The organism is Rhizobium sp. WSM1274 (assembly GCF_025200775.1).
Classification (GTDB): Bacteria; Pseudomonadota; Alphaproteobacteria; order Rhizobiales; family Rhizobiaceae; genus Rhizobium; species Rhizobium leguminosarum_I.
In genome coordinates, this window is record NZ_CP104138.1 from 4,752,202 (window position 1) to 4,775,358 (window position 23,157).

24 protein-coding genes are annotated in these 23,157 nt (G+C 61.8%); 13 read left to right on the plus strand and 11 right to left on the minus strand.

The window, feature by feature from the left end; genetic code table 11:
- Positions 1-4: 4 nt before the first annotated feature.
- The 7 genes from N2600_RS23375 to N2600_RS23405 form a co-directional block, all read right to left on the minus strand.
- A complete protein-coding gene (locus tag N2600_RS23375) occupies positions 5-574 on the minus strand; it encodes a TIGR02281 family clan AA aspartic protease (RefSeq protein WP_260297526.1) in 570 nt (189 codons plus the stop codon).
- A 125-nt stretch (positions 575-699) separates the two neighbouring features.
- Positions 700-1,329, minus strand: a complete 630-nt coding sequence (gene upp, locus N2600_RS23380) for a uracil phosphoribosyltransferase (protein ID WP_003544477.1) — start codon at positions 1,327-1,329, stop codon at positions 700-702.
- 106 nt (positions 1,330-1,435) lie between these two features.
- Entirely contained in the window at positions 1,436-2,404 is a 969-nt protein-coding gene (locus N2600_RS23385; RefSeq protein WP_260297527.1) for an adenosine deaminase, read from the minus strand.
- Positions 2,401-3,621, minus strand: a complete 1,221-nt coding sequence (locus N2600_RS23390; RefSeq protein ID WP_260297528.1) for a phosphopentomutase — start codon at positions 3,619-3,621, stop codon at positions 2,401-2,403. Before N2600_RS23390 ends, N2600_RS23385 begins: the two co-directional genes overlap by 4 nt.
- 208 nt (positions 3,622-3,829) lie before the next feature.
- On the minus strand, positions 3,830-4,411 hold the full coding sequence (locus N2600_RS23395) for a TadE/TadG family type IV pilus assembly protein (protein ID WP_260297529.1): 582 nt from the start codon (positions 4,409-4,411) through the stop codon (positions 3,830-3,832).
- The gene (locus tag N2600_RS23400; protein ID WP_260297530.1) at positions 4,411-5,046 is read right to left on the minus strand and encodes a TadE/TadG family type IV pilus assembly protein; all 636 of its coding nucleotides are present in this window, start codon (positions 5,044-5,046) and stop codon (positions 4,411-4,413) included. Before N2600_RS23400 ends, N2600_RS23395 begins: the two co-directional genes overlap by 1 nt.
- A gap of 114 nt (positions 5,047-5,160) precedes the next feature.
- The gene (locus N2600_RS23405) at positions 5,161-5,571 is read right to left on the minus strand and encodes a pilus assembly protein N-terminal domain-containing protein (protein ID WP_017966539.1); all 411 of its coding nucleotides are present in this window, start codon (positions 5,569-5,571) and stop codon (positions 5,161-5,163) included.
- A gap of 379 nt (positions 5,572-5,950) precedes the next feature.
- Here N2600_RS23405 and N2600_RS23410 point away from each other — a divergent pair, with 379 nt between their 5' ends.
- The 10 genes from N2600_RS23410 (at position 5,951) to N2600_RS23455 (ending at position 15,726) form a co-directional block, all read left to right on the plus strand.
- On the plus strand, positions 5,951-6,157 hold the full coding sequence (locus tag N2600_RS23410) for a Flp family type IVb pilin (protein WP_222385621.1): 207 nt from the start codon (positions 5,951-5,953) through the stop codon (positions 6,155-6,157).
- A gap of 124 nt (positions 6,158-6,281) precedes the next feature.
- Positions 6,282-6,794 (plus strand): A24 family peptidase, encoded by a 513-nt coding sequence (locus N2600_RS23415; protein ID WP_222385620.1) that lies wholly within the window; start codon positions 6,282-6,284, stop codon positions 6,792-6,794.
- 110 nt (positions 6,795-6,904) lie between these two features.
- A complete protein-coding gene (gene cpaB / locus N2600_RS23420) occupies positions 6,905-7,720 on the plus strand; it encodes a Flp pilus assembly protein CpaB (RefSeq protein ID WP_162115531.1) in 816 nt (271 codons plus the stop codon).
- Between the two features lie 12 nt (positions 7,721-7,732).
- Positions 7,733-9,232, plus strand: a complete 1,500-nt coding sequence (locus N2600_RS23425; RefSeq protein ID WP_170277229.1) for a type II and III secretion system protein family protein — start codon at positions 7,733-7,735, stop codon at positions 9,230-9,232.
- Positions 9,229-9,987: a CpaD family pilus assembly protein gene (locus tag N2600_RS23430; protein WP_170280181.1), complete on the plus strand. Its 759-nt coding sequence runs from the start codon at positions 9,229-9,231 to the stop codon at positions 9,985-9,987. Before N2600_RS23425 ends, N2600_RS23430 begins: the two co-directional genes overlap by 4 nt.
- Positions 9,988-10,001: 14 nt before the next feature.
- Positions 10,002-11,279, plus strand: coding sequence for an AAA family ATPase (locus N2600_RS23435; RefSeq protein ID WP_170280182.1), 1,278 nt, complete (start codon positions 10,002-10,004; stop codon positions 11,277-11,279).
- A 131-nt stretch (positions 11,280-11,410) separates the two neighbouring features.
- The gene (locus N2600_RS23440; protein ID WP_017966546.1) at positions 11,411-12,880 is read left to right on the plus strand and encodes a CpaF family protein; all 1,470 of its coding nucleotides are present in this window, start codon (positions 11,411-11,413) and stop codon (positions 12,878-12,880) included.
- Between the two features lie 5 nt (positions 12,881-12,885).
- Positions 12,886-13,893, plus strand: a complete 1,008-nt coding sequence (locus N2600_RS23445; protein ID WP_017966547.1) for a type II secretion system F family protein — start codon at positions 12,886-12,888, stop codon at positions 13,891-13,893.
- Between the two features lie 15 nt (positions 13,894-13,908).
- On the plus strand, positions 13,909-14,895 hold the full coding sequence (locus N2600_RS23450; protein WP_162115526.1) for a type II secretion system F family protein: 987 nt from the start codon (positions 13,909-13,911) through the stop codon (positions 14,893-14,895).
- Positions 14,896-15,093: 198 nt separating this feature from the next.
- Positions 15,094-15,726 (plus strand): LysE family translocator, encoded by a 633-nt coding sequence (locus N2600_RS23455; protein WP_260297532.1) that lies wholly within the window; start codon positions 15,094-15,096, stop codon positions 15,724-15,726.
- A gap of 47 nt (positions 15,727-15,773) precedes the next feature.
- Here the strand turns inward: N2600_RS23455 and N2600_RS23460 are convergent, their stop codons facing one another.
- Positions 15,774-16,610, minus strand: a complete 837-nt coding sequence (locus N2600_RS23460; protein WP_260297533.1) for a tetratricopeptide repeat protein — start codon at positions 16,608-16,610, stop codon at positions 15,774-15,776.
- A 144-nt stretch (positions 16,611-16,754) separates the two neighbouring features.
- On the opposite strand from N2600_RS23460, the gene N2600_RS23465 reads away from it, so the two are divergent.
- From N2600_RS23465 to N2600_RS23475, 3 genes are all read left to right on the plus strand, one after another.
- On the plus strand, positions 16,755-18,146 hold the full coding sequence (locus N2600_RS23465; RefSeq protein ID WP_260297534.1) for a leucyl aminopeptidase family protein: 1,392 nt from the start codon (positions 16,755-16,757) through the stop codon (positions 18,144-18,146).
- 162 nt (positions 18,147-18,308) lie between these two features.
- Positions 18,309-18,659, plus strand: a complete 351-nt coding sequence (locus tag N2600_RS23470) for a MarR family transcriptional regulator (protein ID WP_064247479.1) — start codon at positions 18,309-18,311, stop codon at positions 18,657-18,659.
- A gap of 11 nt (positions 18,660-18,670) precedes the next feature.
- Entirely contained in the window at positions 18,671-19,528 is an 858-nt protein-coding gene (locus N2600_RS23475) for a C40 family peptidase (RefSeq protein ID WP_260297535.1), read from the plus strand.
- Positions 19,529-19,596: 68 nt separating this feature from the next.
- Here the strand turns inward: N2600_RS23475 and N2600_RS23480 are convergent, their stop codons facing one another.
- Genes N2600_RS23480 through N2600_RS23490 form a run of 3 tightly spaced genes read right to left on the minus strand, consistent with a single transcriptional unit; the run spans position 19,597 to position 22,872 of the window.
- The gene (locus tag N2600_RS23480; RefSeq protein WP_260297536.1) at positions 19,597-21,021 is read right to left on the minus strand and encodes an amidase; all 1,425 of its coding nucleotides are present in this window, start codon (positions 21,019-21,021) and stop codon (positions 19,597-19,599) included.
- A gap of 36 nt (positions 21,022-21,057) precedes the next feature.
- Complete coding sequence (locus N2600_RS23485) at positions 21,058-21,921, minus strand: ABC transporter permease (protein WP_260297537.1); 864 nt, start codon at positions 21,919-21,921, stop codon at positions 21,058-21,060.
- Between the two features lie 3 nt (positions 21,922-21,924).
- Positions 21,925-22,872: an ABC transporter permease gene (locus tag N2600_RS23490; RefSeq protein ID WP_260297538.1), complete on the minus strand. Its 948-nt coding sequence runs from the start codon at positions 22,870-22,872 to the stop codon at positions 21,925-21,927.
- Between the last annotated feature and the right edge of the window lie 285 nt (positions 22,873-23,157).

Here is a 23,157-nt window from a genome sequence, read left to right on the forward strand (position 1 = left end):
CGGTTTACTGCTTGAGGCTGAGCGAACCGTCGGCGACGGAATAGGAGGCGAGCTTCTGCAGGAAGCTCATGCCGACCAGCGTCGTCGTCAGCGCATCGTCCCTCAGGACGAAGGCTTCGACATCGCGCACGCGAATACCGCCGATTTCGACCCGGTCGAGTGTCACATGCGCGGCCTTCGTCTGGCCGTTCGCGGTGTTCACCCCATAGCGGAAATCGAGCTGGTTGGCCGTGAAGCCCAGTCGGCGGGCGAGCGTCTCGTTGAGCGCCACATAAGTGGCGCCGGTATCGATCAGGCCCTGCACCGGCTTGCCGTTGATCTTGAAGCTGCCGGTATAATGGCCCTGCGCATCGGCCTGCAGGCGGATTGCATTGCTGCCGGATACGGGCGCGGGTACTGCGGGCTCATTGCTTTCGGTCGATACGTAATTGGCGGAGAGAGCGTCAGCAGGTTGCTGGCTGGTGCTTCCGAAGAAGGAAGGCACCTGTGTGGCGAGCACCGCGGCGATGCTGGCGAATAGGACGGTGCGCACGAGCATGAAACAGAAATCCTTCCTGTATAAACCCGGCTTCATGCAGGGCCTCATGCTTCAAGCTTGCTAAACCTTAAGTGCTGACAAGTTGCTAATATCGACGACAAAAGGCCCGGAACGAACCTCCGGGCCTCAAGGTCTTTCGATTTGGTAATGGAAGGCTGAAATTACTTGGTGCCGTACATGCGGTCGCCGGCATCGCCGAGGCCGGGCATGATGTAGCCCTTCTCGTTGAGATGACTGTCGATCGATGCGGTGAAAACTGGAACATCGGGATGCGCGGCGCGGAAGTTGCGGATGCCTTCCGGTGCGGCAAGCAGGCAGAGGAAGCGGATATTGTGGGCGCCTCGCTCTTTGAGCTTGTCGATCGCTGCGATCGAGGAATTGCCGGTCGCAAGCATCGGGTCGACGACGATGATCAGGCGCTCGGCCACGTCCTCCGGCGCCTTGAAATAATATTCGACCGGCTGCAGCGTCTCGTGGTCGCGGTAGACGCCGATATGTGAGACTCGGGCGGAAGGCACGAGATCGAGCATGCCTTCGAGCAGCCCGTTGCCGGCGCGCAGGATCGAGGCGAAGACCAGCTTCTTGCCCTCGAGGATCGGCGACTCCATCGTCTGCAGCGGCGTCTCGATCGTTTCCATCGTCAATTCGAGATCGCGGGTCACCTCGTAGCAGAGCAGGGTCGAGATTTCGCGCAGCAAGCGCCGGAAACTTCCCGTCGATGTCTCCTTGCGCCGCATGATGGTGAGCTTGTGCTGTACAAGCGGATGATCGATGACCGTGACGCCGTCCATGGGGAAGCCTTTCATTCTTTCTATCGAATGTTTCTTTCACGGAAATCGTCCCGACCGCAAGAGTGGCGGTCAATTTGCGTCGATCTTCCCCAGTCTCTCGAGTCTTTTAAAGCCGGGCGAGCAAGGTCTTTCGTGTCTCATCGTCGACGAAGGCCGCCTCGATCGCAGTGCGCGTCATGGCATCGATCTCGGCGTCGCCGAAGCCGAAAGCCCCGGCGGCAAGCTCGTATTCTCGCTTGAGCGAGGTACGGAAGAAGGGCGGATCGTCTGAACTGATCGTCACCCTGACACCTGCTTCCTTCAGCCGGCGCAGCGGATGGGAGGCGAAATCGGGAAAGACCCCGAGCGCGATATTGGAGCCTGGGCAGATCTCGAGCACGGTGCCGAGATCGGCAAGCCGCTTCACCAGATCGAGATCCTCGATGGCGCGCACCCCATGGCCGATGCGCGAGGGGCGCACCGCGTCGAGCGCGTCGGCGACGCTGAAGGCGCCACAGACCTCGCCGGCATGGATGGTCAGACCGAGGCCTGCATCGCGGGCGATATCGAAGGCTCTGATATAGTCGGCGACGCGCCCCATGCGTTCCTCGCCGGCAAGGTTGAAGCCGGTAATCAAGGGATTGCCGGCCTTTGCCGCATATTCGGCAGCACCGATCACACTCTCCGGACCGAAATGCCGCTCGCCGGTAACGATCAGCCGAGCCTCGATGCCGCTCTTTTCCTTGGCCCGCCGGATGCCTTCGCAGATACCTGATATATAGGCATCGGCGCCCAGCCCGATGCGCTTGCCGTGATCGGGCGAAACGATGAGCTCGCTGTAGATCGTATTGATGCCGGCCAGTTCGTCGAGATAGGTTTCGGTCAGAAGCGCGTAGTCCTCTTCGGTCCTGTAGACCTCGGAAACCTTGTCGTAACATTCGAGGAAGCTTGCGAAATCATGCCAGACATAGGCTCCGCCGCGAAGCGCGGCGCTGATGTCGACGCCGTATTTCCGCGCCTGCGCTGCGGTCAGGGCTGGAGGGGCCGCACCCTCCAGATGGCAGTGCAGCTCGACCTTCTTCAGATGCGATGTCACAGAAAACTCCTTCCGTGCGGTCCGGCCGCGATGCCGAGATGCCGGGCGATGCTCTCGCCGATATCTGCATAGCTGCGGCGCACGCCGATCGAACGCGACCGGATGCCGGGGCCATAGGCGATAACAGGCACGCGCTCGCGCGTATGATCCGTGCCGCGCCAGGTCGGATCGCAGCCATGATCGGCGGTGAGCACGACGAGATCGCCGGGCTTCAGTTTCTTGTGGACTTCGGGCAAACGCGCATCGAAGGCTTCGAGTGCCGCGGCATAACCCGGCACATCGCGGCGATGGCCGTAGATCATGTCGAAATCGACGAAATTGGTGAAGACGAGATCGCCATCCTCAGCCTCGTCGATCGCCGAGAGCGACGCATCCATCAGCGCCTCATTGCCGTTCGCCTTGATGACCCTGGAAATGCCCTGATGCGCGAAGATGTCGCCGATCTTTCCGACAGCATGCACGCGCCGCCCCTGCTCGATCAGCCGGTCGAGCAGCGTCGGTTCCGGCGGCAGCACGGAAAAGTCGCGCCGGTTTCCGGTGCGCTGGAAGGAAGAGGTAGACTGGCCGATAAAGGGCCGGGCGATGACGCGGCCGATATTGTAGGGATCGAGCAGTCCCCGGGCCAAACCGCAGAAGGCGAACAGACGATCGAGGCCGAAATGCACCTCATGCGCCGCGACCTGGAAGACCGAATCCGATGAGGTGTAGCAGATCGGCTTGCCGGTGCGGATATGCTCCTCGCCGAGCCGGGCGATGATCTCCGTTCCCGAGGCATGGCAATTGCCGAGGATGCCGGGCACATCAGCCTCCCTGCACAATGTCTCGATGAATTCTGAAGGAAAGGCGTCGCCCTCCGTCGGGAAATAACCCCAATCGAAACTGACAGGTGTTCCCGCGATCTCCCAATGACCTGATGGCGTATCCTTGCCACGGGAGATTTCGGTGGCGGCGCCATAAATACCGTAGACCTTTTCCGGGACGGACATGCCGGCCGGAAACCGGCCGGAAGCGGACCGGGCGATATGCATCAGCCCGAGTTCCGACATGTTGGGCAGGGAAAGCGGCCCTTCGCGCAACCCGGCGCGGTCCCCGGCTCCGGCTGCGCAGAACTCGGCGATATGGCCGAGCGTATCAGCGCCTTCGTCGCCATAGGCCGCCGCATCCGGCGCTCCGCCAATGCCGAAGGAATCCAGAACGAAAAGAAAGGCACGCGCCATTTTACACCCGAGAAAGCCGATCGCCGGCCTCTGGAATGTCGGAGGCGGCTGAGATCCAGCCATATAATGCCACGGCCGGCTTGGCAAATTACAGCGCGCGCGTCTTTTCAGGCGCGCAAAGGACGCTGTAACACTGTGATTGCTGCCTAACTCCTAAGTCGATTTCGATCTAAGGAGTTATGCACCAGACAAGAGCGGGAAGGGGCCGTCAGCAGTCGCCGCAGGGAATCGAGTCGCCCTGACGCTGGCGGTAGAAGTAACTGCGGCTGATGGTGATCGTGCGCATGCCGTCCGGCATGAAGTTCGGCGCAAACAGGAACATCGTATAGGGGATGCTGAGTTCGGTGCGGACCAGGAAGCTGTTCGCCGTCTTCATGTCCGCTGGCACGTTGCTCACTGTGGAGTTCTTGGCATAGGGCACCGTCCCGTCCTTTGCCCAGGACCAGAGCACCTTCGCATTGGCGCTGGCATCGATGGTAATCCCCGTGATCTTCAGCGTCAGCGCCGTCGAATTGTAGGGCACGAAGATCGCCGTTGCGACCGACGGCATCTGCGCGAGCGCGCTCTTCGTGACGGATTGCTGCTGGGTGATGAGGTCGGCCACCGTTCCTGCGGCGCGTGTCACGCGCTTGCTGACGCTGAGGCCGATCGTGATTTCGAAAGCGCCGATATAGAGCATGATGAGCACGGGAAAGAGGATCGCGAATTCGATCGCTCCGGCGCCCTTGCGGTCTCGGATGAGCCGCCGCGCCATCAGGACCAGTCTGGTGAACGGGTTGCGCAACGCCATTATGGATACTGCTCGTTCTGGAAGGCCGCGGTCGCGACGATCAGATATTGGCTCGGCATCGAACCGTCGGAGGGACGTATCGTGCTGATATAGGGCCTGACCAGATCCGTGATGATTTCCCAGCGGTAATAGGCACGGACCATGTTGATCGTGCCGGCGCCGCCCGGCGCATATTTGAAGGCGGCTGTATTGATGTCGGCATATTTGTCGGTGGAAAGCTTGGGGATCGTCGTCGGAATGGCCGAAAACGTGCTGAACGTCTGCACATCCACGTAAAGCTTACTCGGCGTGGCGACTTCGCTTGCCGAGCAACGGATCAGGATCGAGATCTCATTGCAGAAAGCCTGGCGGAATTGCGCCCGGTTCATATCGGTCGTGCGGCCGAGATTATAGGTAATCTGCCCGGTTCGCATCCGGCGGCTCATCGTATCAACGCCGTTGGAGACGAGTTCCTCGGCCGCGAAGGCGACGAAAGTTTCGAGGATTGCGAAAACCACCAGGAAATAGGGAATGGCAAGCAGGGCGAATTCGATCGCCGCAGCACCCTCGCGCGAGCGGGCGAGAGCGCGAAACCGTAAGAAACGGAATGGCGTAAAGGCGCGCCCCTTATCCGTCTTCTGATCAATTACCGTCATTGCCTGGACCTAAGCGACATTCTTCGTCCGTCACACTAGGATCCGTTCGTTGATTTTCCGTTTCAGCCTGACACGACGATTTTAACGAATAGTCGAGAAAGCTCCGAGATATGCTCAGGGTGAGGCGGTCGCGGTGGCTGCTTGCTGCGCATGCTGCTCGCAATTCGGCGTGCAGGACAGTACGGAGCGCTCGGTCTGCCGGTAGACACGCACCGTATTGCCTTCGTCGATCGACACCAGGATGCGTTCGTCGAGGATCGCATTGCCGTCGGCATCGAGAAGCACCAGATTGGTGGTGCCGAAGCTGCGGCCTGTCAGCACGATGGTCTTGGCGTCGGCGACCGTCGCATCGGCGACCTTGGCGTTGCCGACGATCACCTTGCTGACGGGACGATCGAGCTTCAGCACGCGCGCGTGATCCATATAGACCCGCAGCATGTCATCGTCTGCGGCCGCGGAAACTCCCGAAACACCGAAAGCGGCGATCATGCCGGCAAAGAAAATGGTTTTGCCGCTTGATGACATTTGGTCCTCTTTCACGATCACAGCGCAATATGCACATAGAATGGAAAAAAATGGTGAACGAAGCCTTAAGCCCGCCGCTCTGTTCCAGGATGAAGCGTAATGCTCCGATTTGGCACGGTTCCGGACGGCGCACGCCCCGGTTGGAGGCGAAATTTGTGCTATTTCCGGATGAATTCAGCAGTTATTCCAAGAATGTTGTTAAATATTGAGGTGAGTGCGTAAGGAAATACTGACTCTACAAAGGCCTGTTGTCTCGTTCACGTCTAGTTAACTCTTTTCCTTAAGCCGATGGAAACGGCCATTCGCTAGGTTGCAGTCATCCGATCAACGGCAAACAGTTGGCGGACGTGCTGAACATCAACTGGAGTTAGGAGATACCATGACCAAGCTTTTTAGCCGTTTTCTGAAGGACGAATCCGGCGCGACCGCAATCGAATACGGCCTGATCGCCGCCCTCATTTCCGTAGCGCTCATCACCGGCGCAACGAGCCTCGGCGGCAAGATCGGCGACACGTTCTCCAACTTGAGCACCAAGATGGATAGCGCGGTCACCGCAACCGCCGCCCCGGCCGCACCGGCCAACTAATATAGGCGCCGCCAAACGGCGTCCGCATAATGCCGGCCGGATTTGCTCCGGCCAAGCTATTGAGCGGGCTCACAGGCTGAACGGCCGTGAGCCTTTTCGCATCAAGTCACGATCGGGTATAAGCATGATCGCAGCTGCAGTTTTCCTAATACTGCCACTCTGCCTCGCCATCGCGGCTTTCTCGGATCTGTTCACCATGACGATCCCGAACCGCGTTTCCCTGATCCTTGTTGCCTCTTTCCTCCTGCTTGCGCCGCTCTCCGGCCTTAGCCTGGAGGCGATCGGCATGCATCTTGTTGCTGCCGCCATCGTCTTTGGCGCCTGCTTTGCCCTTTTTGCCTTCAACGTGATGGGCGGCGGAGACGCCAAGCTGCTGAGCGCCACAGCGCTCTGGTTCGGTCTGAACCAATCCCTTGCGTTCCTGATGACCGACGTCGCAGCGGTCGGCGGCCTCGTCACCTTGTTGATCCTGCTGGTGAGAACGCAAGCGAACACGATCCTCGCCATCGGGCTGCCGGTGCCGATCTCTTTGCTGCTCGCCAAGAAGATCCCCTATGGCATCGCGATCGCGATCGGCGGTTTCATGGCCTTCCCTTCCTCGCCGCTTTTTCTCGTCGCGCTGGAAAGCCTGAAATAACGGCATTTTAAATGCCCGTTAACTTAAAATGTAAGCATTCTATTAACCATAATTATACCAATTGCTGAGCATTCTACAGGGCGAACATATCATGCCCTGAGGAATGATCGATGAAACCGGCCCGCCTTATAATCCTAGCTGTCGCCGTGGTGGCAGCCGGCCTCGCCGGCCTCCTGGCAATGCGCATGGCGGGCAGCGGCGGTGTCGTCACCCAGGTCCGCTCGGTCGTCGAGAAGGAACCGACCGTCAACGTGCTCGTTTCGAGCGCCAATCTGCCGGTCGGCGCAAGGCTGGACGACAAATTGGTGCACTGGATGGCCTGGCCGCAGGGCGGCGTCGTCCAGGGTCTCATCACCGAAGCCGACAAGCCGGATGCGATCAAGGATCTGCAGGGCGCGGTCGTGCGTCTGCCGATCTTCGAAGGTGAACCGATCCGGCCGGAAAAGCTCGCCGATTCCAGCAGCCGCATCCTGTCCTCGCTGTTGCCGGCCGGCAAGCGTGCCGTCGCGACCGAGATATCGGTGGCAACAGGTGCCGGCGGTTTCATCCTGCCGAATGACCGTGTCGATGTCATCATGGTCCGCAAGGGCACCGAAGCCGCCAAGCTCATTACCGAAACCGTGCTGAGCAATGTTCGCGTTCTCGCCATCGACCAACAGATCCAGGAAAAGGACGACGGCTCGAAATCGGTGGTCGGCACGACCGCGACGCTCGAGCTCACCCCTGATCAAACGAAGGTTCTCGCTGTCGCCCAGCAGATGGCCGACCGGCTGTCGCTCGCGCTGCGCTCGGTCGCCGATGCGCAGGAGCAGGATACAAGTGCCGCCGACTATCTGCTGAGCGGTGACAACGGCAGTGCGATCATCCAGGTCATCAAATCGGGCGCCATCGTCACGGATGCCAGCGCAGCACCGAAGGCGGAGTAAGAGAACGTGCAAATGGGCAATTCAACGCGGCGCGCCGGACCTCTCCTGACAGGCTGCCTTTGGCTGGCAATCGGCGTCTCCGGTATAGTTCCGACCTCTTTCTCCCCGCTTCTCGGCGCAGGCGAGGCGCACGCCGATTCCGATAGCCTGGTCCGGATCTCTCAGACTGGCCCCAATGCCCATCGCCGGTTGAAGCTTGGGCTCAACAAGGCCGTCGTCGTCGATCTGCCGGACGATGCGCACGATATCCTCGTCTCCGATCCGACTATGGCCGATGCCGTGACCCGTACCTCGCGGCGCATCTACCTGTTTGGCAAGAAGGTCGGCCAGACCAATATCTTCGTCTTCGGTGCCGGTGGACAGGAGATCGTCAATCTCGACATCGAGATCGAGCGCGACGTCTCCGGCCTGGAAGTCAATCTCCGCCGCTTCATTCCGGACTCCAACATCAAGGTCGAAATCGTCTCCGACAACATCGTGCTGACCGGCACCGTGCGCACGCCGCAGGATGCCACGCAGGCGGCCGATCTGGCGCAGGTCTTCCTGAAGGGCGGCGAGGCGACGACCAGAACCGAGACCGCATCCGGCACCGGCGGCGATAGCTCGGTGGCGCTCTTTGCCGAAAACCGTCAGGCCTCGCAGGTCGTCAATCTTCTGCAGATTGAGGGCGAGGACCAGGTCACTCTCAAGGTGACGATCGCCGAGGTCCGCCGCGAAGTGCTGAAGCAGCTTGGCTTCGACAACCTCGTTTCCAATTCCTCCGGCATAACGGTCGCTCAGCTCGGCAGTCCCAGTGCCGACAGTGCCACATCGACGATTGGCGGCGGTCTGGCGGCGCTCTTCAAGAGCTCGATCGGCAAATATGACATTTCAACCTACCTTAACGCGCTGGAGCAGGCCAAGGTCGTCAAGACGCTCGCCGAGCCGACGCTGACGGCGATATCGGGTCAGGCCGCGACCTTCAATTCCGGCGGCCAGCAGCTCTATTCGACGACCGACAGCAACGGCAACGTCACTGTCGTGCCGTTTAACTATGGTATCAACCTCGCCTTCAAGCCGGTCGTGCTGTCATCGGGACGCATCAGCCTGCAGATCAAGACCAATGTCTCCGAACCGGTGGCCGGCAGCGGCAACGCCACCTATCAGCGCCGTTCCGCGGAGACCTCGGTGGAGCTGCCCTCGGGCGGTTCGATCGCGCTCGCCGGCCTGATCCGCGACAACGTTTCCCAGACGATGGGCGGCACGCCCGGCGTCTCGAAGATCCCGCTGCTCGGCACGCTCTTCCGCCAGAAGGGTTTCGAGCGTCAGGAAACCGAGCTCGTCATCATCGCAACGCCCTATCTGGTGCGTCCGGTGGCGCGCAATCAGCTCAACCGGCCGGACGACAATTTCAGTCCTGAGAACGATGGCGCAACCTTCTTCCTCAACCGTGTCAACAAGGTCTATGGCCGCCGCGAGGCGCCCGTCGCCGACGCGCAGTTCCACGGCTCGATCGGGTTCATCTACAAATGAGCGGGGCACGATCGGCAGCAATGGCAGAAAACAGAGATCAGGCGATGGCCCATATGATTGCGACTATAACCCGCTTCGGAATCTCGAAGGCGCTTTTTGCGATGGCCGCCATGTCGATGACCGTCCTTTCTGGATGCGCCGGCCCGCATGACCAGCTGACGACCGGCGGTATTCCGGACGATTACCGCGCCCGTCATCCGATCATCGTGACGGAGGCGGAGCAGACGGTTGATATACCCGTCGCCTCCACCGATCGCCGCCTGACCATCGCCCAGCGAGACCTCATCCGCGGTTTTGCCGCAAACTACATCTCGCGCGCCTCAGGCCCCGTTTACGTGCTGTCGCCGCAAGGGTCGCCCAATTCGGCAGCAGCCTATCAACTGCGCAATCAGGTCCGTGCCGAGCTGGTGTCGCGGGGGATCGCAAGCTCGAAAATCGTCAATACCTCCTATGCCGCCGCCGGGCCCGGCGATGCGGCGCCGATCCGGCTGAGCTTTACCGGCACCACCGCGATCACCACGCAATGCGGCCAGTGGCCGAAGGACATCTCGAACGATTTGACCAACCAGAATTACTATAATTTCGGCTGCGCCTCGCAAAACAACCTTGCCGCCCAGATCGCCAATCCTGAGGATCTGGTGGCACCCCGCGGCATGACCCCGATCGACGCGCAGCGGCGCAACAACGCCATCCAGGAATACCGCACGACGACATCGACGATCGAAGATGTCGCCGGCAGCGACAGTAGCTTCTAAGGCGGAACGGCACGATGAGCGCGATCGAATACGAAATCAGGAATCCCAGCGAGCTTCGCAACGCCGACGAGGCGGTGCGCATGGCGGATCTGGAAAACATGCGGCCGCTGCCGCGCATCTCCGTCCATGCCTTCTGCGAGAGCGAAGCCCTGCAGCATGTCATGGAACGCTGCGCCAATGATCGGCGCGTGGCGAAGGTCAGCATGCGCATCACCAGCGGCGGCACCGCCGCTGCCGCCAATATGTTTTCCGGCGCCCCGACACCGAACCTCATCATCCTCGAGACCAAGGCGAATGCCGCAAACCTGCTCGCCGAACTTGCGCCGCTCGCCGCGGTCTGCGATCCGACGACCAAAGTTGTCATTGTCGGATATTACAACGATATCGGGCTTTATCGCGAGCTCATCCGCAATGGCATTTCCGAATATATGGTTCAGCCCGTCGCCATGCCCGATATCCTTGCGGCGATGGCTTCGATCTTCGTCGATCCGGACGCCGAGCCGCTCGGTCGCAGCATCGCCTTCATCGGCTCGAAGGGCGGCACCGGCGCCTCGACCATCGCGCATAATTGCGCTTTCGGCATTTCCAATCTCTTCTCCACCGAGACGATCCTCGCCGATCTCGACCTGCCCTATGGTACGGCGAACATCGATTTCGACCAGGATCCGGCCCAGGGCATCGCCGAAGCGGTCTTCGCGCCCGATCGTCTCGACGAGGTTTTCCTCGACCGCCTGCTGACGAAATGTTCCGAGCATCTGTCTTTGCTTGCGGCACCCTCGCTGCTCGACCGTGCCTATGATTTCGATGGCCAGGCTTTCCAGCCGGTGCTCGATGTTCTGCAGCGCAGCGCGCCCGTCACTGTGCTCGATGTTCCGCATGTATGGTCGGAATGGACGCGCTCGGTGCTGTCGAGCGTCGACGAGGTGGTCATCGCAGCAGTTCCCGATCTCGCCAATCTGCGCAACGCCAAGAACATGCTGGACGCGCTGCGCAAGATGCGGCCGAACGACCGGCCGCCGCATCTCATCCTCAATCAGGTCGGCATGCCGAAACGGCCGGAAATTTCGCCGTCGGATTTCTGCGAGCCGCTCGAGATTGAGCCGATCGCGATCATTCCCTTCGACATCAATCTTTTCGGCAACGCCGCCAATAGCGGCCGGATGATTTCTGAAGTCGACCCGAAGTCGCCGACGGCGGAAACCTTTTCGCAGATATCGCACATCGTCACCGGCCGTGTCGCGATCAGGAAGGCGAAGAAGGGCGGTCTGCTGGGCCTCCTGAAGCGCAAGTAGACGATGAGCAATTCCAGCAAAACTGTGCAGCGGTTTGCGTTCGCAATTGCGTGAAAACAATGAGATAGCGCATTTCCGTGACTCGAAGAGATCGGGAAATGCTCTAGAACGAGCAGATTGGATCGAGTGGCATGTTTGGAAAACGCGGAAACGAAGGTTCCGGAAAGGTCGGAGGAGCGATTGCTCCACCGCCGCCGGCTCTGGCCGCCGCCCCTGCGGCCTCTTCCCCCTCCATTCTGGTCGAACCCTCGCGTGAGCCCGCACGCCAGCAGGTGACGCCGCTGCAGACGCCGCAGCGCAAGCGCCCGGCCCGCACGGATGAATATTACGACACCAAGGCGCAGGTCTTTTCCGCGCTGATCGACACCATCGATCTCTCGCAGCTTTCGAAGCTCGACGGCGAAAGCGCCCGCGAGGAAATCCGCGACATCGTCAACGACATCATCACCATCAAGAACTTTGCGATGTCGATCTCCGAGCAGGAAGAGCTGCTCGAGGATATCTGCAACGACGTCCTCGGTTACGGCCCGCTAGAGCCGCTGCTCGCGCGCGACGATATTGCCGACATCATGGTCAACGGCGCCGGCCAGACGTTCATCGAAGTCGGCGGCAAGACGATCGAATCGGAGATCCGCTTCCGCGACAATGCGCAGCTTCTCTCGATCTGCCAGCGCATCGTCAGCCAGGTTGGCCGCCGTGTCGACGAATCGAGCCCGATCTGCGATGCCCGCCTGCCCGATGGCTCGCGCGTCAACGTCATCGCGCCGCCGCTGTCGATCGACGGGCCGGCGCTCACCATCCGCAAGTTCAAGAAGGACAAGCTAACCCTCGATCAGCTCGTCCGATTCGGCGCGATCACGCCGGAAGGCGCAACCGTGCTGCAGATCATCGGGCGTGTGCGCTGCAATGTCGTCATTTCAGGCGGCACCGGCTCGGGCAAGACGACGCTTCTGAACTGCCTCACCAATTATATCGACAGGGACGAGCGCGTCATCACCTGCGAGGATACGGCCGAACTGCAGCTGCAGCAGCCGCATGTCGTCCGTCTCGAAACGCGCCCGCCGAATATCGAAGGCGAGGGCGAGATCACCATGCGCGATCTCGTCAAGAACTGCCTGCGCATGCGTCCCGAGCGCATCATCGTCGGCGAAGTGCGCGGACCTGAAGTTTTCGACCTGCTGCAGGCGATGAACACCGGTCACGACGGTTCGATGGGCACGATCCACGCCAATACGCCGCGCGAATGCTTGAGCCGTATCGAATCGATGATCGCCATGGGCGGCTTCACTCTACCGGCAAAAACGGTGCGCGAGATCATTTCCAGCTCGGTCGACGTCGTCATTCAGGCGGCGCGCCTTCGCGACGGTTCGCGCCGCATTACCCAGATCACCGAGGTGATCGGCATGGAAGGCGACGTCATCATCACCCAGGACCTGATGCGCTACGAGATCGAAGGCGAGGATGCGAACGGCCGCCTGGTCGGCCGGCACATGTCGACCGGCGTCGGAAAGCCGCATTTCTGGGATCGCGCCCGCTACTTCAACGAGGAAAAGCGTCTTGCCGCCGCCCTCGACGCGATGGAAGCGAAAACGAAGGAATAGGCGAGATGTTCGGATTCGATCCCATAGTGCTGGCAATCGTCGCCCTCGCCGCCGTCTCGGCGGCGGCGGTTGCCTATGCCCTGTTGTTTTCGAAGATCGAAGCCGACAAGAAATCGGCAAGCCGCATCAATCGCGTCAAATCGGCCGAAAGCGACCGGGTCAATGTCAAGGCTGCCCGTGACCGGGTGCAGGAGTTGTCGAAGCGCCGCAAATCGGTGCAGGACAACTTGAAGGATCTGGAAAAGCGCCAGCACGAAAAGACCAAAAAGACCCTGTCGATGAAATCCCGGCTGGTGCAGGCCGGCCTGACGATCACACCGGCGAAATTCTATCTCTTCAGCGCCATCTTCGCCTTGGTGCTGCTGCTCGTGGCCTTCGTCGTCGGTGCGTCGTTGATGGTCATGGTCGGTATCGCCGTCGTCGCTGGTCTCGGCTTGCCGCGCTGGGTCCTCGGCTTTCTGATCAAGCGCCGCCAGACCAAGTTTTTGAACGAACTCCCCAATGCGCTTGACGTTATCACCCGCTCGATCAAATCGGGCCTGCCGCTCAACGATGCCATCCGTCTTATCGCCACCGAAGGCACCGAGCCGGTCAAGAGCGAGTTCCTGCGGGTGATCGAGGCGCAGCAGGTGGGCCTCAGCATTCCCGACGCCTGCGCCCGCATGACGATCCACATGCCGCTCCAGGAAGTCAATTTCTTCGCCATCGTCATTGCCATCCAGTCGCAGGCCGGCGGCAATCTGTCGGAAGCGATCGGCAATCTCTCCAAGGTGCTGCGCGAACGCAGGAAGATGAAGGCCAAGGTCCAGGCGCTCTCGATGGAAGCCAAGGCGTCGGCCGTCATCATCGGGGCTCTGCCCTTCATCGTTGCGACCCTCGTCTACATGACGTCGCCGAACTACATGATGATCCTTTTCACCGATCCGCGCGGCCATCTCATCATGGGTGCCTCGGCGATCTGGATGTCGATCGGCATCTTCGTCATGCGCAACATGGTCAATTTTGACATCTAGCCGGAAGGAAGCATCATGTCGCAGGACTTTGCCGCAACGCTGACCAATCCGAGCATGCTGATCGCGCTCTTCGTCGCGATCGCCGTCTTCGCCACCTTTTATACGATCGCCATCCCCTTCTTCGAACGAGGCGATCTGAACAAGCGCATGAAGGCGGTTTCGACCGAACGCGAGCAGATCCGTGCCCGCGAACGCGCCCGCATGAACACCGAAACCGGCGCCGGCAAGGCCTCGCTCAGAAACCAGAACAACCGCTCGGTCCGTCAGATCGTCGAGCGCTTCAACCTGCGCAAGGCGCTGGTCGACGAAAACACGGTCAACAAGCTGCGTGCCGCCGGTTTCCGTTCGGAGAATGCGCTGAATACCTTCCTGGTGGCGCGTTTCCTGTTGCCCTTCCTTTTTCTGACGCTTGCCGCCGTCTGGGTCTTCGGCCTCGGCAATCTCGCCGGAAGAGGCATGCCGATCCGTCTCTTCGCCGTCATCGGCGTCGGCTATCTCGGCTTCTACGCCCCGAACATCTATATCTCGAACCGCATGGGCAAGCGCCAGCACTCGATCAAGCGCGCCTGGCCGGATGCGCTGGACCTGATGCTGATCTGCGTCGAATCCGGCATCTCGATCGAGGCTGCGATGCGTCGCGTGTCGGAAGAGCTCGGCGAGCAGTCGCCGGCGCTCGCCGAGGAGATGGTGCTGACCACGGCCGAGCTCTCCTTCCTGCCGGATCGCCGCGTGGCGCTCGACAATCTCGCCACTCGCACCCAGATCGAGTTGGTGCGTTCGGTGACACAGGCGCTGATCCAGGCCGATCGCTACGGCACGCCGGTCGCGCAGGCACTGCGCGTTCTCGCCCAGGAAGGACGCGACGAACGGATGAACGAGGCGGAAAAGAAGGCGGCCGCCCTGCCGCCGAAACTGACGGTGCCGATGATCCTGTTCTTTCTGCCGGTGCTGATCGCCGTCATTCTCGGTCCGGCTGGCATCCAGGTGTCCGACAAGTTCTGACGTTTGCGCCGACGCCGGAAAGCGGCGACCGCTTTCGGCTGAAGACGATGTGCATCAAGGACCATCGGTCCGATCGGCTACCAGAAAACGCGGGTGACCGCCGCCGACTGAGCTGGTAAATTGGATGGACGACCATCGGCAAGTGCTGGCGCCCCGCGGCGCCCCTGATGTTCGTTCAATCCAAAAGAGAGGTTTCCGATGTCTTCTGGGCGCATTTTCATCAGCATCATGGCAGCCTTGGCCGTCGGCGCGATGAGCCCCGGCCCGAGCTTCGTCGTCGTCTCCAGGATCGCCATCTCGCGCTCGAGGCTGGATGGCCTTGCGGCCGCACTCGGCATGGGCGTCGGCGGTGTTGTTTTTGCCGTGCTGGCGCTTGCTGGGCTGACGGCGCTGCTGTCTCAGTTCGAATGGCTCTATGTCCTGCTGAAGGTCGCAGGCGGCGCCTATCTCGTCTATATCGCCGTCAATATCTGGAGGAGCGCCGGTCAGCCGCTCGAGGTCTCCGACACCGTCAACGGAAATCCTGCGCCGAGGCTGAGCTTCATGACCGCGCTGCTGACCCAACTCAGCAACCCGAAGACCATCATCGTCTATGCCAGCATCTTTGCCGCACTTTTACCGAGGACGGTGCCGCTCAGTCTCATCGTCGCGCTGCCCCTCGGCGTCTTCGTCTTGGAGGCGGGGTGGTATTCGATCGTGGCCCTCGCTTTTTCGGCCCGCCACCCGCGGCGGCTCTATCTTGCAGCCAAGAGCTGGATCGACTGCAGCGCGGGTGTCGTCATGGCCGGCCTCGGGCTCCGGCTCATTCTCGCGGGCGTAAGTGATCGATAGGCTGTCGCATGTGACTTCGGACGCTCTCAAGCGCAGAGGAAGTCCGGTCAGTAGGTATTGCTGACGTTCGCTGCGCCCGGCGTCTTGTCCTTGGCGGCGAGTTTCTGCCAGGAATTTGGCTGCGAGAGCATGCCTCTGAGATAGGCGACATTGGCATCGGCCTGTTGCGGCGAAAGTTCGCGCCGGGCGATTTGCTCGGCTTCCGGGAAACGTCCTTGCAGACCGACGACGAGGGCAAGGTTCTGCCTGACGCGGCTGTCGGCCGTCGGTTGGCTGGCGGCGGAGCGCAGATAGGTTTCGGCCGTGCGCAGATCGCCGGTCAGCACGTAGGACATGCCGAGGTTGGAAAGGATGGAGGGCTCGTTCGGCTGGATATCGAGCGCGTCGCGGTAGCGCTGCCGGGCCTCGCTTGCCCGGCCCATCTGGTCGAGGATCGCGCCTTGGGCCGAGACCAGCTTCCAGTCCGGACGATCCGGTGTCTGGGCGCGGCCGATCGTGTCGAGCGCCTGCTGGAACTGGCCGGCCGCCGCCTGCGCCTTGCCGTAGGCGGCCAGCACGTTGCGGTCGCCGGGATTGGCGATCGCCACCTGCTGCATGACGGCGAGCGCCTGCGTGTCACGGCCGTTCATGCGCAGCAGATTGGCATAATTGACGCCGGTGACGGGATCGCGTGGGTTCTTTTCGTAGGCCTGGCCGAGCCGGTCCGTCGCCGAGCGCAGCTCAATCGCGTCCATCTCGTCAACCGGCTTGGTGAGTTTCGGCACCGAGCCCGTTGTCATCCGGTCCTTGGTCGTCGAGCAGCCGGCAAGCGCCAGGACGAGCAGCGAGGCCGCAGCGCCCTGCAGGATACGATTCGTGAATATGGTGGTGAGCGAGGCAGGCATGGCGCGTTCCTGGATTCCGAAATCGGCGCCTGACCTCGAAGCGGAACAGGGAAAGGTTTGACGCGTAATCTTCGCTCCAGCAATAGTCTGTTAACCCTAACAGACCGTTAAGGAACGATTCCTTACGACCGCCGAAGGACAATCATGGCCCCCTATCAGTTCATCGAGAGACCGACTCCTTTCAACACGAAGGGCGGTTCGACGCTGCCGATCTTTGCCGTCACGCCTGCCCATATCGACACCGGCACGATCGATCCGATCGCGCTCGATTGGGCGCGCAGGGCAGGCTACAAGGCCGAAAGCGGGTCGCTGCTGCTGATCCCGACGGCTGAAGGCCATCTCGGCGGCGCGCTTTACGGCCTCGGCACCAATCCATCCGAGCAGCCTTACATCACCGGCAGGCTCGCCCGCGCGTTGCCGGCCGGCGACTGGCACATCGAGACCGCGCCGCTGACGGCAAATCGCCTGGCGCTCGGCTTCGGGCTCGGCAGCTACCGTTTCGACCGTTACAAATCCGAAAAATCGGCGGCGGCGACGCTGATGATCCCCCGCGATGCCGACGCCGCCGACATCAAGCGCCAACTCGCTGGCGTCTTTCTTGCCCGCGACCTGATTAATACGCCGACGAACGACATGGGCCCGAACCAACTCGAGGCCGTTTTCCGTGGCCTGGCCGAACATTACAAGGCGGAGATATCGGTGATTGCGGGCGACGACCTGCTCACGCAGAACTTCCCGCTGGTCCATACTGTCGGCCGCGCCAGCGCCGATGCGCCGCGCCTTCTCGAGCTGCGCTGGGGCAAGAAGGGCCATCGCAAGGTGACACTGGTCGGCAAGGGCGTCTGCTTCGATACTGGCGGTCTCGACATCAAGCCTGCCGCCTCCATGCTGCTGATGAAGAAAGACATGGGCGGCGCGGCGAATGTCATGGGGCTTGCCCTGATGATCATGGACGCCAAGCTGAAGGTCGACCTGCGTGTTATCTTGCCCGTTGTCGAAAACGCGATCTCGTCCAACGCTTTTCGGCCCGGCGACATCTACCGCAGCCGCAAAGGCCTGACCGTCCAGATCGACAATACCGACGCCGAAGGCCGTCTGATCCTTGCCGATGCGCTTGCCTACGCCGATGAGGAAGAGCCTGAGCTCTTGATCGACATGGCGACGCTGACCGGCGCTGCCCGCGTTGCGCTCGGCCCGGATCTCCCGCCCTTCTTCACCGATGACGCCAATCTGGCGCATGACCTCACTGAGGCGAGCCTAGAAACCGACGATCCGCTCTGGCGCCTGCCGCTCTATTCCGGCTACGAAAAGGATATCCGCGCCAAGTTCGCCGACCTCACCAATGCGCCGGCCGGCGGCATGGCCGGTGCGATCACTGCGGCCCTCTTCCTCAAGCGTTTCGTCAGCAGGGCGAAGAGCTGGGTACATATCGATATTTTCGGCTGGGCTCCGTCCGAACGGCCGCATTCGCCGGGCGGCGGCGAGGCACAGGCGATCCGCGCGCTCTTTCACCATATCCGCGAAAGCCTTCGCTGAGCCCATACGCAAAAAGCGTTGAGGCGCGCCGCGTGTTGCGCGTTGCGCCTCGATCGTTAAAATTTTATTCACCCTGCCGGGCGGCAATTCCCAGCGCCCCTTGCATGTGCATGGCAACTACCGGAAAATGAAACGTTAGCGTAACGATCTTCCGGAGGGGCCGTGCCGATCGAACTGACCGCCTCGCAGGCGCTGGGGCTCTGGCATGGCGCGGCGCTCGATCAGGTCCGCCACGATGACCGCGATTTGACGTTGCGCCAGATGGCCATCCTGCTGCATATTTATCTGGTGCCGCCGCCGCACACCGTGCGCGGGCTTGCCGCCACGCTTGAAGTCACCAAGCCGGTCATTACCCGCGCCTTGGATACGATGGGCGAGATGGGCCTGGTCGATCGTGTGCGTGACGATGCCGACCGGCGCAACGTGATCATCAAGCGTACCGTCGGCGGCGCGCTCTACCTGGAAAAGCTCGGCGATCTCATCCGAGATCAGGCCCGCCGGCTGCCGATCTGAAAGGAATGCGAATGACGATGCTCGACCGCCGCCTGCATGCCTACAGACCTGATCTCGCGGAAGCGAGGCTTGAAGGCAAGGTCGAGGCGTCGCGCTTTGTGGAAGGCGCGCCGGCCCGTGTCGCCGTTCCCGTCGTGGGTTTGCGCCCTGAACCGGATCTTGCCCGCGGCATCGATACCGAGCTGCTTCTCGGTGAGGACCTGACGGTATTCGATCGCGCCGACGGCTGGTGCTGGGTGAAAGCCGCCTCTGACGGCTATGTCGGTTATGTCAAGGCAGACGCGCTCTTGGATGGCCGGCCGACGCCGACTCATATCGTCACCGTCCAGCGCACCTTCCTCTATCCCGAGCCGGAACTGCGCAAGCCCCACCAGGCCATCGTGTCGATGGGAAGCCGCGTTCATGTCGCCGGCGAGGCGGAAGCGCGCGGCAATCGCTATGTCGTGCTTGAGGACGGAACTGCGATCTTCGCCAAGCACGTGCAGCCGATCGGTGCCCTCGATGGCGCCGATTACGTTGGCATCGCAGCCCGTTTCCTGGAGACGCCCTATCTCTGGGGCGGGCGTTCCGGCCTCGGCATCGATTGCTCCGGCCTCGTCCAGCTGGCGATGCTGATGACGGGCAGAGCTGCGCCGCGCGATACCGACCTGCAGGCGGCAGGCCTCGGCCAGCCGATCGACCGATCCGAAATCCGCCGTGGCGACCTGGTATTCTGGAAGGGCCATGTCGCCGTCTTCGAAGATCCGGAAACCATTCTCCATGCCAATGGCCACAGCATGACGGTGGCGCGCGAGAATTTCGCGGCCGCGGTCGAGCGCATCGGCTGGCTCTACGAGCAGCCGACCGGCTATCGCCGCCCGTTCGGTTGATCAGCCGACTGCATAATTCCTTAAATCGGAAACGATTTAAGGACAAAATTATGCAGCCATTCAAAGTGCTACAGCGTCCTTTGCGCGTTCGAAAAGACGCGCGGCGCTGTAGTCGGCCGCGGCCAGGATCTTACCCCGCCCGTCCAGTCCTCGAAGGCTTTCGACAGTCTCAGCACCCGCAGGTCGTCGAAACGCGGCCCGACGATCTGCAGGCCGATCGGCATGCCCGATTGGGAGAAGCCGCAATTGATCGAAGCGGCCGGCTGCTCCGACATGTTCCATGGCACCGTGAAACCGATATGCTCGAACGGCAGGGCCGGATCGTTGGTCGGCGATGCCCATTCGGCCGGATAGGAGATGATCGGATTGGTCGGCGAAAGCACGGCGTCGACCTCGGTGAACAGCCGTCCGCAGCTCCTGCGCATCTCGATCGTCTGATTGAAGCCCTTGACCGCATCGACACCGCTGATGTTGGCGCCGGCCATCGCCCAATCCCTGATATAAGGCAGGATGCTGTCGCGCCGTTCTTCGTCGAGGTCCGCGATATCGCCCCAAAACCGGGATCGCCAGAAGTTGTCGAGCCCATCCAGCATCGCGCGCGTCAGCACCGGTTGGACGGATACAATGGTCGCGCCGGCCTTCTCGAAATGTTGCGCCGCCGCTTCGACCGCGACCCTGATCTCGTCCTCCAACGCAAGCCCGCAGCCGGCATCGAGCATCAGCCCGATCTTCATGCCCGACACGTCGATGTCGAGATCCATCCAGTTGAAATCGTTCGGCGGCAGGCTGGTGCCGTCGCGCCAGTCCGGGCGTGACAGCGTCGCCATTGAAAAGGCCGCATCCTCGACCGTGCGCGCCATCGGCCCGACGCAGCGCCCGACATAATAGGGATCGGCTGGAATGCGCCCATGGCTCGGCTTGAAGCCGAAGATGCCGGTCCAACCGGCGGGAAGGCGCACTGAGCCGCCGATATCGGTGCCGATATGCAGCGGTCCGTAGCCGGCGGCCGCCGCTGCGGAAGCCCCGGCGCTCGATCCGCCGGGATTTTGCGTGGTGTTCCAGGGATTGCGGCTGAGGGGATGAAAGCTCGAAAGCCCGGAGGAAAGCATGCCGTAATCGGGGCAGGTGGTCTTGGCGAAGATCACCGCGCCGTCTTCCCGCAGTCGGGCGGCGGCCGGTGCGTCGGCCTCTGCCGGCTTCAGTTCCACTGCCCTCGTGCCGAGCGGAACCGGCTGGCCCTTCGTGGCGATCAACTCTTTCAGCGTCACCGGGATGCCGTCCAGGGCGCCGAGCGTTTCTCCCTTCGCCCAGCGCTCCGTCGATGCTTTCGCCTGGGCGCGCGCCGATTCAGGATCGTAGAGGTAGAGTGCCGAAATCGAAGGCTCCCAGGCCGCAATATGGTCTTCGAGTGAAAGCCAGTATTCGAGAGGGGAGAGGCTTTTATCGGCGAAGCGCTGCCTGAGTTCGCGAATGGTAAAGTCGGTATCGGTCATGGCATGGTCTTTCGGGCTTTTCGACTGGGGAGGACATCAGCGGCTTGCCTCGCGCGGGTCGAGCAGATCGCGCAAACCGTCGCCGAGCATGTTGAAGCCGAAGACGGTGAGCGCGATGGCAAGGCCGGGCAGGATCGCCAGCCAGGGGGCGAGCGCCAGATAGGTTTGCGCATCGGCAAGCATCCGGCCCCAGGTCGGCGCCGGCGGCGGCATGCCAAGCCCGAGGAAGCTGAGACCCGCTTCGGTGAGGATCGCCAGCCCCAGCTGGATCGCGCCATGCACGATGATCTGGCTCGTGATATTCGGCAGCACATGGCGCAGCGAAATGGTCAGGCGCGTATTGCCGATGGCGCGCGCCGCCGTCACATAGTCGCGGCTCCAGGCCTGCAGCGAGGTCGCAAGCGTCACCCGGGCAAAGACCGGGATCATGAAGACGGCAATCGCGGTGATCGCGGTGAACCGCCCTGGCCCGAGAAAGGCGCCGAGAACCATGGCCGACAGGATCGGCGGCAAGGCGAAGATGACGTCGCAGATGCGCATCAGCAGTGCTTCGAACGGACCGCGGATTGCCGCCGCCGAAATGCCGGCGATCGAGCCCAGCGTCCCGCCGATCATGACCGCTGTGATGGCGATCGACAGCGAATTCCAGCAGCCTGCCATCAGCATCGAAAGCACGTCGCGGCCGAACTGGTCCGTGCCGAGCAGGCCGAAGGCAAGCGGCGGCTGCAATTTGTGGATGATCTGCATTTTCGCCGGCGGCAGCGGCGTCCAAACGAGCGACAGCAGTGCCACGGCGACCAGCAGGCCGATGATGACGACCCCCGAAATCAGGTTCATTCGCCGGCTAAGTCTAAAGACCCGGCGGCGGCTGGTGATGGCGGTGGACACGATCGGTGCCATGCGTCAGGCCGCCTTTCTCATCCTGGGATCGATCGCCAGGTAGGAGAGATCGACAATGAAATTCATCACGATGACCAGGCCTGCGAAGAATAGCACGACATCCTGCATGACGATGATGTCGCGCTGGGAGAGCGCCTGAAGGGCGAGCCGTCCGAGGCCGGGCAGGTTGAAGACGTTTTCCACCAGCACCGCGCCGGCGACGAGAAAGGTGAATTGCAACCCGATCATCGTCAGGATCGGGATCGACGCATTAGGCACGATATGGCGCCACAGCACCGCACTGCGCGACAGCCCCTTGGCGACCGCGGTGCGGGCAAAATCCTCATGCATCGTGTCGAGCACGGCCGAGCGCGCCACCCGGGTTAACACGCCCGCCTGCGGCATTGCCAGCGCGACAGCGGGCATAACCAGCGCCTGCAGCGCCGGCATCAGGCCGGCACTCCAGCCCGGGAAACCGCCGGCCGGCATCAGCCCGAGCATCGTCGAAAACAGGATGATCAACAGCAGCGCCACCCAGAAGGCGGGCACTGCAATGCTGATCTGCGAAAACAGCGTTGCGATGAGATCGAAGATGCCGCCGCGGCGCGAGGCGGCCAGCACGCCGAGCGGCAAGGCAATCGCCACCGAAAGCATAATTGCCATCAGCGCCAGCGGCAGCGTCACTGTCAGCCGCTCGACGATCAATCCTGCGACCGGTACGCCATAGGTTAGCGAATTGCCGAGATTGCCGGATAGCACACCGGTCAGCCATTGCCCATAACGCAGCAGCAGCGGCTGATCGAGCCCGAGATCGTGGCGTAGCGCGGCAAGCGTTTCCGGTGTCGCCGAGGTGCCGAGCAGGATCGAGGCGGGATCGCCGGGCAGAAGGTCCATGATGGTGAAGATCAACAGCGAGACGACGACGAGCGTGACCAGGAGACCGGCGAAGCGACGGGCGAGGAGTGGGATCATGCGTGCCACGCTTTCGACGTGGAACGGCGGATCCCACCCGACGCGCCGACGGTGAGTTTGGCTAGAACGCCGACCTCACTCTCCGTCATGCTCGGCCTTGAGCCGAGGATCCATGCCGCGGCTGCTGGTGGATGGGGTGTGGATGCTCGGCTCAAGGCCGAGCATGACGGAGAACGGGGCGGGCGGAAGGAGCCATTCACTGTGCAGGCGCTCGCGGCAGGAATGCTACCCGCCAGCGAAACCAAACAATGTCGGCCCCGGCTGAACTGACTTGGTGAGGAATGG